Consider the following 10,000-nt stretch of genomic DNA (forward strand, 5'->3'; position numbering starts at 1 on the left):
TCTCTTTTCTGCTTTAATAAAGTGTCTTTTTCAAACAAAGCAACTTCATCAGGTAAAGACGTAAAAACATATTTATTATTGTAATCTGAAATAGCTTTAAACTTTTTAATCTTAACATCTGCAACCGCAATTTCTTTCTTAAAGTCATTTAAGTTCAAACTAAAATCATTCTCATCTTTACGCTCAAAAATCCATTTTGCATTTTCATCTATTAAATTGAAAGTTGGATTAGCAGCTATTCTCTTTTTACTATTTGCAATAACATTATCATAATTAGCATTTAATGGTTGGTATTTAGCAGGTTCAATCTTATCCCAAGGCAATGCGCTTTCTTCATCACGTTCACCCATATCAAGGTAAGAAAAACGATCTGGGAAAACAATATCACTCTTAACTCCTTCACGTTGCGTAGAACCACCATTAATTCTGTAAAATTTTTGAATAGTAGTTTTTAACGCTCCTAAATCACCGTAGGAATTCCCTCTAATAAACTGATTTAAATCAATTACATTCTGAACGGTTCCTTTACCGTAAGAATGTTTACTTCCTACTATAATTCCGCGTTTGTAATCTTGTATTGCCGCAGCAAAAATTTCAGAAGCAGAAGCAGAAAAATTATTAATCATTACAACAAGTGGACCATCGTATTGTACTTTCTTATCAGGATCTGGCAAAATTTCTGGATTTCTTCCTGGTGCTTTTACTTGAACAATTGGACCATCTGGAATGAACAAACCTACCATTTTAACAACCGTTTCTAAAGAACCTCCTCCGTTATCGCGTAAATCCATAACAAGACCATCAATGTTTTGTGCTTTTAGTTTTTCAATCTCAGCCGCTACATCTTTAAATGCATCACGATTTTCTTTGTTTTCAAAACTAATATAGAATTTAGGCAAATAAATAATTCCATATTTTTTATCATCTTTAACTACGATACTTGATTTTGCAAATGTTTCTTCTGTTTCAACTTCATCTCTAATAATTGAGATTACTTTTATAGTGCCGTCAACTTTTTTAACTGTTAAACGAACTTCAGTTCCTTTTGGACCTTTGATTTTTTTCACTACATCATCTAAACGCATTCCTGCAATATCTAAAGGCTCTTCTTTTCCTTGCGCAACCTTTAGTATTAAATCTCCGGCCTCTAATTCTTTTCCTCTCCAAGCTGGACCACCAGAAATCAATTCTGAAACTTCAACTCCAGATTCTTTCTTTTGTAAACGAGCTCCAATTCCTTGAAATGTTCCGCTCATGCTTACATCAAATTTTTCTTTATCATCTGGTGAAAAATAGAAAGTGTGTGGGTCAAAGCGTTCCACAATAGAATTTAAAAATATTGCAAACCAATCGTCTCTTTCTAACTCTTTTTCTATAAAGTCAAAATACTCATTTAATGATTTTAATGAATTTTCACGTACTTCTTTCTCAATCACATCAAATGATTTCACCTCATACGCATTATCCTTTTTCTTTTTATCTTCCTCAAGTTGTTCTTTATCAGTTATAGAAGAAAGAGCTGACAGTTTCAATTGTTTTCTCCATCTATCTCTTAACTCTGATTTACTTTTAGAAAACGGTAATTTTTCATAATCCACATTAATACTTTCCTTAACAGTAAAATCAAAAGGTTTACTTAAAACATCTTCATATATTTCTCTAGACTCGCTCATTCTTTTTAACAAACGAGCATTTGTTAAATTAAAGAAAGTCAAATCTTTATTCTTTATCATATCGTCAATTGAAGTCTCATATTTACTAAACTCATCAATATCACTTTGAATAAAAAATCGTTTTGTCGGATCAATATTATCTAAATATTTTTTATAGACTTTTTTTGAGAAATCATCATTAATCTCAACGGGACTATAGTGACCTTTTTCTAAAACAAAAGTCAATAGCTCTAATAAAAGCTTGTCTTTTTCTGGATCTTCTGTTTTCTCTCTAGGAATAAAACTCCACAGTATTGCTGATAAAGCAGTTACCAACAATATAACCTTATAATTTCTTTTCATAAATTCCACTATTCGTTTCATTGAAAAATTTTCAACTAAATTACACAAAAAATCATGCCACAAGTGTGCAAATTACTATAATTTTTTGTTAAACCCATAAAATTTAGCATTCAAAAAAAAGGTTTCGACATAAATTATTTAATTTAGCAAAAAATGTACAAAAAATGTCAAAACCACTGATACTAGTAACTAACGATGACAGCATTGTTGCTCCTGGAATTCGCGCTTTAATTGAAGTGATGAAAGAATTGGGAGAAGTTGTTGTTGTTGCTCCCGATAGTCCACAAAGCGCAATGGGACACGCAATAACCATAAACAACACTTTAAAATTAGAAAAAGTACATTTAGACAAAGACCTTAAACAAGAATACAGTTGTAGCGGAACTCCCGTAGATTGCGTAAAAATTGCCGTAAACGAAATTCTAGAAAGAAAACCCGATTTATGTGTTTCAGGAATTAATCACGGTTCCAATTCTTCTATTAACGTGATATATTCGGGAACGATGAGTGCCGCAGTTGAAGCTGGAATCGAAGGAATTCCTGCTATTGGATTTTCATTATTAGATTACAGTTGGGATGCCGATTTTGAACCCATCAAAAGTCATATAAAACAAATTGCTTCTGAAGTTTTGAAAAACGGTTTGCCCGAAGGCGTAATTTTGAATGTTAATTTCCCGAAATTAAGCAAAGAAAAAATCAAAGGAGTGAAAATTTGTCGCCAAGCGAAAGCCATGTGGCAAGAAGAATTTGACAAAAGAACGAATCCACAAGGAAAAGAATATTATTGGTTAACTGGAAAATTTGTCAATTTAGATAAAGGAAGCGATACGGATGAATGGGCTTTAGAAAATGGTTACATTTCGATTGTACCCGTGCAATTTGACTTAACAGCACATCACGCGATGCAACAATTGAATTCTTGGGAATTATAAATTTAGACGATTAGAAAATGAAATATTATATCATAGCAGGTGAAGCTTCAGGCGATTTACATGGTTCAAATTTGATGAAAGCTTTGTATGAAAAAGACCCAACTGCCGAAATTCGTTTTTGGGGTGGTGATTTGATGCAAAATGTGGGCGGAACTTTAGTAAAACACTATCGCGAATTGGCTTTTATGGGATTTATTGAAGTGGTGATGAACTTAAAAACCATTTTGAATAATATCAAAATCTGCAAAAAAGACATTGAAGCATTTCAACCAGATGCCATAATTTTCATTGACTATCCTGGATTTAATATGCGCATTGCGACTTGGGCAAAAGAACGTAACATTTCTACCCATTATTATATTTCACCTCAAATTTGGGCTTGGAAAGAAAATCGTATCAAAGCCATTAAACGCGATGTGGATTATATGTATGTAATTCTTCCGTTTGAAAAAGATTTTTACGAGAAAAAACACAATTTCCCAGTTCATTTCGTTGGACATCCATTAATTGATGCTATTGCAAATAGAACGGAAGTTTCAGATGAAATTTTCAGAAAAGAAAATCATTTATCAGACAAACCAATTATCGCATTATTACCGGGAAGTCGCAAGCAAGAAATTGCTAAAATGCTTTCGATTATGCTTTCGGTAACCAACGATTTTCCCGATTATCAATTTGTAATTGCGGGCGCTCCAAGTCAGGAATATGAGTTTTACAAGACGTTTTTAACGAATGAAAACGTGAGGTTTATTTCGAACAAAACCTATGATTTATTGAGCCATTCTCATGCCGCTTTGGTAACTTCTGGAACTGCTACTTTAGAAACTGCACTTTTTAATGTTCCTGAAGTGGTTTGTTATAAAGGAAGTTGGGTTTCGTACCAAATAGCTAAACGCATCATTACTTTAAAATACATTTCGTTAGTGAATTTAATCATGGATAAAGAAGTGGTGAAAGAATTGATTCAAGACGAATTGAATACTAAAAATTTAAAATTAGAATTGAATAAAATTCTAAATTCAGAAAGTCGCACTATTTTATTGCAAAATTATGCTGATTTAAAACAGAAATTAGGAGGCGAAGGCGCAAGTAAAAAGACTGCGGAACTAATTCTAGATTCCTTCAAAAAATAAAGAATATTCTTATCGATTTATTATAAACTTAACGATTTTTTTATATTTTTGGGATTAAGAAGTCCCAACTCCTTAAAACTAAATACTACTTCAAAAACAACAGTGATTGAAAGTATTTAAGTTTCCTTTACTTACCATTACCATTAGTTTTGCGATAGGTATTATTGCAGAATATAACTTGCAATGGAGTTTATCAACTCTTATTGTTTCATTGTTTTTGTGTTTAGGGATTTTTTGTTTTCTATTTTGGAAAAGTAAAAAAGCTTTGCTTCAAAATACTCTTTTTGGAATTACCACTTACCTACTCGCTTTTACTTTAGGAATGATGAGTTTTTATATTCATTCCGATTTAAATTCGAAAAATCATTACTCTAAAAAGTCATTTGAGGAAACGAATTCAATTCGCGCAATCGTTTCAACTACATTAAAACCAAATGAAAAATACAACAAATATTTTATTACACTTTCGCATTTTAATGATTCAATAGCTTCTGGGCAACTATTACTTTATGTTCCGAAAACAAACAATGAAACCTTACATTGTGGAGATGAAATTTGGTTAAATAATGCCGTTTATCCTGTTCCTAAAGCTTTCAATCCGTACCAATTTGATTATTCGAAATATTTAGAAAAGCAAAACGTATTCCATCAAATTTACACGCAAGAAAATCAAATTAAAATCATTCAAAGACATAAAACCACCGATTATTACATTGAAAATTTAAGAAATAATCTCAGTAAAAGTTTTGAGATTCATCAATTTGATTCCAAAACCAAAGCCATAATTGACGCCTTAATTTTAGGACAACGATTGGAATTAGACAAAGAAACCATTGCCGACTATTCCAATGCCGGAGTGATTCATATTTTAGCGATTTCAGGATTGCATATTTCTATTATTTACTTCTTTATTGTGTTCTTATTAAAACCACTAAAAAAAGTTCGTTTTGGTGCGGAAATCCAACTACTAATCGTCTTAGCGATTTTATGGTTATTTGCTTTGCTTACAGGTTTGCCTGCATCAGTAACAAGAGCGGTGACTTTGTTTAGTTTTATTAGCATTGGAAATTATTTCAATCAGCCGAAAGCGATTTATAATGCTTTAGCGATTTCCGCTTTCTTGATTTTATTGGTAAAACCAAATGCTATTTTTGACATTGGATTTCAATTGAGTTATGCTGCCGTTTTATCGATAGTTCTGTTTCAACCTTTTTACAAGAAACTCTATTTTTCCGAAAACAAAATAGCGGTTTACTTTACGGATACGATTTTAGTTTCCTTAGCAGCACAAATTGGCGTTTTGCCTTTGAGTTTGTATTATTTCAATCAATTACCTTTATTATTTTTATTAGCTAATTTAGTTATTATTCCGCTTTCAAGTTTGGTTTTAATTGCTGGAATTGTGATTTTACCTCTTAATTATGTACTTCCTACAGTTGCAGTTTTCTTAGGGAAAATTTTAGAATTCAATATTCAATTTATGAACGATTATATTCATTGGATTGCCCAATTTAAAAGCGGCATTATCACGAATATTTCGTTTTCGGGTTGGCTCACTTTTTCGATGTATTTAGTTATCGTTGCTTTTATTTATTGGATGTATCACACAAAAGTTAAAAACATAAAATATATTTTAGCAAGCATTTTACTTTTCCAATTGAGTTATATTAGTGTTAAATGGAATGAAAACCAAGGAAGTGAATTGGTGGTTTTTAATGAAAAATCAACGTTAATTGGCATCAAAAATCAAAATAGTGTTATTGCATTTACTGATATTCCAGAAAATCACAACACGACTTTAAATCATTATACAAGAGGAACGTTCTCCGATTCATTGCGAATTTTTCCGATGCAAAATGCGATTTCATTTCAAAATAAAAGAATTTTGGTTATTGATAGCTTTGGGATTTACAAAACTTCTATTCCTCCTGAAATAGTTGTTTTAACTCAAAATCCAAAAATTAATTTAGCACGATTGATTCATGAAATACAACCAAAAGAAATTATTGCGGATAAAAGCAACTACAAAAGCACCGTTAAACGTTGGGAAGCTACTTGTAGAAAAGAAAAAATCCCTTTCCATGCTATTGCCGAAAAGGGATTCTATAGATTGAAATAATTCTTATTTTTTCTGAATAATCTGATTTGCTCCGTCAATCCAAACTTTTGGACCACCAGCTACATAACCTGTACTTCCTAAAGCATTTAAATTTACTTTAGCTTCAGCAGTTTTTGTTGCACTTACAAACCAAACCGTTGGATAACCTCTAACTTGAAGTTGTTGTTGCAATTGTGCATTTTGCATTTTTACTTCTTCACTTTGGTTATTTTTTCTAGGAAAATCTAATTCCACTAAAACAACGTTTTCTTTAGCCCATTTGATAAATTCTGGGGTTTTGAAAACTTCTTTTTGCAAACGAATACACCATCCGCACCAATCAGAACCTGTAAAAAACAAGAACATTGGTTTATTTTCTTTAATGGAAATATCCGTTGCTTTTGACATATCGGTATGCCATGTTAACTCTTCTTGCGCTTGTATTGACATACTCGTCAAAGTTAAAAACGCTATAACTAAAATCTTTTTCATATTGTAAATTTATAAAACAAAATTAAGCAAATAAAATGCCAAAAATAGCTGTTACTTAACTTCTTGCATTAATTTTTTAATGATTGGCGAAATAGCAATCAAAAATACTCCAGCAACAAGAGCATAAATAGCTAACGTATAATAGCCATCTGTATAAGATTGTAATTTTGACATTAAAGTAGTTCCTCCATTAGATTGTGATATTGCGGCACCTAATTTCCCAGCAGCTAATTGACCAAATGCGCTTGCCAAAAACCATAATCCCATCATCATTCCGAACAATTTTTTAGGCGATAACTTGGTGATAATTGACATCCCTATTGGTCCTAAACAAAGCTCTCCAATTGTTGTTACTAAATAAGCAAACGTAAAAAGGTTTAAAGAAGTCATCCCTTCAATATTTGCGAAAAACTTAGTATAGTAGAACAAGTAAAAGGAAGCTGAAAGAAATAAAAAGCCAATTCCAAATTTAATTAATGTATTAGGTTCTATTTTTTTCTTTGCTAACCACAACCATAACAATCCTATTAGCGGGCTTAAAACAATAACAAAAAATGTATTTGAACTATTATTAACAACATTAGGATCAATGGTAAAACCTAACAAATTAGAATTTAAATTATCTTTTGCAAATAGCGATAATGAACCGCCACTTTGCTCATAAATTGCATTGAATAAGAAGTAAAAAAAGATAAATGAAAATGCCGCAATTAGCTTTTTTTGCAAGCTTATTTCACCTAATTTTAATAACTCAAAAACGAAATAACCAATTGCAACAATTCCAATTGTGTACATGAAATAATCGGTGTAATCAGTATTAATTACCATAGTATAAATGAATGGAATACTTAAAAGAGACACTACATAAACAGCAATTTCTCTAATTTTTCTTTTCGATTCTGGCATTGCTAATAATGGTGAATCTCCAATTGGCCCAAGGTGTTTCTTTGTTAATAGAAAAGTTATTAAACCTGCTACCATTACAATTGCTGCTGCTAAAAAGCATAACGTCCATGAATGATATTTACCCAAATAAATACAAAGCGCACCGCCAAGTAAACCACCAATATTAATTCCTGCATAGAACATTCCGTATCCTGCATCCCTTCTTGGATCTTTTTCATGGTATAATTCCCCAACCATTGAAGAAATGTTAGGCTTGAAAAAACCTGTTCCTATAATTGAAAAAGCAATTCCATAATAAAACATCTGTTGAGGAGCAAATGCAATCAGTAAATTCCCAAGAATCATAACAATTCCTCCAAAGAATAATGATTTTTTGAAACCTAGAATTTTATCCGCAAATATTCCACCTATGAATGTAAAAGCATACACAAAGGCCTGAATGGCGCCATATTGCAAATTGGCAGCGTCATCTTTTAATAAAAGTTGATCCACCATAAAAAAAGTTAGCACTCCTCGCATTCCATAAAAACAGAAGCGCTCCCACATTTCTACAGTAAATAAATACCAAAGTTGTTTTGGATACTTTCCTTCAAAATTTTGAATTTCTTCAATTCTTATTTCTTTTTCCATGCTTAGTGAATTCCTTTTTCTTGCATTACCTTATTAAGTTGTTTCAATAAAACAAACATCAACATGGTTGCAAACATTAATAATCCGAAGTTAACCCAAAAGAAGTCTTGTTTGTTATCATAGGTATCCCAAAGACTCGCTAAAACCCCACTTAATTTATTTCCGATAGAAGTAGATAAAAACCACCCACCCATCATTAACGAAGTAATGTTTGTTGGACTTAATTTAGAAACAACCGATAATCCCATCGGACTCAAGAATAATTCTCCAATTGTGATTACTCCGTAATTAGCTACTAACCACCAAACGCTTACTTTTTCTGTTCCGTTTGCTCCCATATTTACGGCAGCAATCATTACTAAAACAGATAAAGCGGAAATTAATAATCCGAACGCGATTTTTGTTGGTGTTGATGGTTCTTTCTTTCTGCTTCTTAAAAACGTAAAGAAAGCCACAACTAATGGTGTTAAAATAATTACCCAACCAGGATTAATCGACTGACTTAAATTGGTTGCCCAAAGCGACACTTTTGAACCTTCTTCAGGTAATTTATCTTTCGCTACGTTTCTAAAATAAACCGGATAATCAACTGTTTTTTGAACTTCGCCATCTACTTTTTGAATACGGAAACTTGCATCGTATAATTCAACCGTATCTTTTTTGTATTCAACTTCTTTGGCTAATTTTAATCCATTGAAAACAGTTTGAGTAGTTCCTGTTATTTCTCTATCAGTATAACGGTCTGCCCAAGTTGTTAAAGCTGAACCGTTCAATTTGAACACAGCCCAGAATAAAATTACAACAGCAAAAATAGTTAACAAAGCTCCGATTGGTCTTTTGTCTTCTACTTTGGCTTTAAAATACAAACTTCCGTAAAAGAAAATCACCGGTATACATGCAAAAATAAAAGCATCGGTACTATCTGAACCAAAAATATAACCTCCAGGATTTGCTTCAGATGTTACTCCTTTGATTAACCAACCAATAACTCCAAAAACCGCAGATGGTACTAAGATAAACATTACAATTTTCCAGAACGGCATATCTTCAGCCTGTACTCCTTTTTTCTCGGTTTTATCTCCATAATGTTTTGTTCCTAATAAGAAAACAATAACTCCTACAAACATTCCAACTCCAGCTGCCATAAAAGCATACTGCCAACCTAATAAAATTTGCAAAGCAGCTCCAAAGAAGTTACAAATGAAAGCTCCAACGTTAATTCCCATGTAGAAAATGTTATAGCCTTCGTCTTTTTTGTCTTTGTATTGGTCCTCAGAATAGAAGTTTCCTAATAATGTTGAAATATTGGGTTTAAAAAAACCGTTACCTACAATTACTAATGTCATGGCAATGTAAAGCATGGTAACATCATGAATTCCCATCATAAAATAACCAGCTCCCATCATAATTCCACCAATAACGATAGATTTTTTGTAGCCCCAATATCTATCCGCAACTAAACCACCAATGAAAGGTGTTAAGAAGACTAAAGCGATAAAAGTTCCGTATAAATCGGATGCTTCTTTCTCGGTCATAGCGAATCCGGCTTCGACATCTTTTAAATAAAGGGTAAAAATACCAATCATTAAATAGTAACCGAAACGCTCCCACATTTCAGATAAAAACAAGTAAGGCAATGCTTTAGGATGACTTTTCCACATAATTTATTGTATTAAAAAAACAAACCTACAAGGGTTTCTTGTAGGTTTGAAAGATATAAAAAATATTTTATTTTATTGCTTATTCCGTTTTAGCTTCAACATGATCGTTGTGCATTCTTTTTTCTAACCAAGA

The 10,000-nt window shown here is 32.0% G+C and carries 7 protein-coding genes; 3 read left to right on the forward strand and 4 right to left on the reverse strand.

The genetic code is table 11. From position 1 onward, the window contains the following. The coding region (locus tag LDL23_RS00450) for a carboxy terminal-processing peptidase (protein ID WP_291263944.1) at positions 1–2,036 on the reverse strand (2,036 nt) is incomplete at its 3' end. A 143-nt stretch (positions 2,037–2,179) separates the two neighbouring features. On the opposite strand from LDL23_RS00450, the gene surE reads away from it, so the two are divergent. The 3 genes from surE (at position 2,180) to LDL23_RS00465 (ending at position 6,199) form a co-directional block, all read left to right on the forward strand. After that, positions 2,180–2,947: a 5'/3'-nucleotidase SurE gene (surE, locus tag LDL23_RS00455; RefSeq protein ID WP_291263945.1), complete on the forward strand. Its 768-nt coding sequence runs from the start codon at positions 2,180–2,182 to the stop codon at positions 2,945–2,947. Positions 2,948–2,964: 17 nt separating this feature from the next. After that, a complete protein-coding gene (gene lpxB / locus LDL23_RS00460; protein ID WP_291263946.1) occupies positions 2,965–4,080 on the forward strand; it encodes a lipid-A-disaccharide synthase in 1,116 nt (371 codons plus the stop codon). A 106-nt stretch (positions 4,081–4,186) separates the two neighbouring features. Then, positions 4,187–6,199 carry a ComEC/Rec2 family competence protein gene (locus LDL23_RS00465; protein ID WP_291263947.1) on the forward strand — a complete coding sequence of 671 codons (2,013 nt, stop codon included), beginning with the start codon at positions 4,187–4,189 and terminating at the stop codon, positions 6,197–6,199. 3 nt (positions 6,200–6,202) lie between these two features. Here the strand turns inward: LDL23_RS00465 and LDL23_RS00470 are convergent, their stop codons facing one another. From LDL23_RS00470 to LDL23_RS00480, 3 genes are read right to left on the reverse strand one after another with little or no spacing between them, the layout of a single operon-like run. Beyond that, positions 6,203–6,670, reverse strand: a complete 468-nt coding sequence (locus LDL23_RS00470; protein ID WP_291263948.1) for a thioredoxin family protein — start codon at positions 6,668–6,670, stop codon at positions 6,203–6,205. Positions 6,671–6,721: 51 nt separating this feature from the next. Then, positions 6,722–8,206: a peptide MFS transporter gene (locus tag LDL23_RS00475; protein ID WP_291263949.1), complete on the reverse strand. Its 1,485-nt coding sequence runs from the start codon at positions 8,204–8,206 to the stop codon at positions 6,722–6,724. 2 nt (positions 8,207–8,208) lie between these two features. Beyond that, entirely contained in the window at positions 8,209–9,867 is a 1,659-nt protein-coding gene (locus LDL23_RS00480; RefSeq protein WP_291263950.1) for a peptide MFS transporter, read from the reverse strand. Positions 9,868–10,000: the final 133 nt, after the last annotated feature.

This window comes from Flavobacterium sp. (assembly GCF_020217025.1).
In the GTDB taxonomy this organism is placed as follows: Bacteria; Bacteroidota; Bacteroidia; order Flavobacteriales; family Flavobacteriaceae; genus Flavobacterium.

Excerpts from the sequence above, each read along its gene's own strand:
- surE (WP_291263945.1), top strand. The coding sequence starts at position 2,180 with ATGTCAAAACCACTGATACTAGTAACTAACGATGACAGCATTGTTGCT.
- lpxB (WP_291263946.1), top strand. The coding sequence starts at position 2,965 with ATGAAATATTATATCATAGCAGGTGAAGCTTCAGGCGATTTACATGGT.
- LDL23_RS00470 (WP_291263948.1), bottom strand. The coding sequence starts at position 6,670 with ATGAAAAAGATTTTAGTTATAGCGTTTTTAACTTTGACGAGTATGTCA.
- LDL23_RS00475 (WP_291263949.1), bottom strand. The coding sequence starts at position 8,206 with ATGGAAAAAGAAATAAGAATTGAAGAAATTCAAAATTTTGAAGGAAAG.
- LDL23_RS00480 (WP_291263950.1), bottom strand. The coding sequence starts at position 9,867 with ATGTGGAAAAGTCATCCTAAAGCATTGCCTTACTTGTTTTTATCTGAA.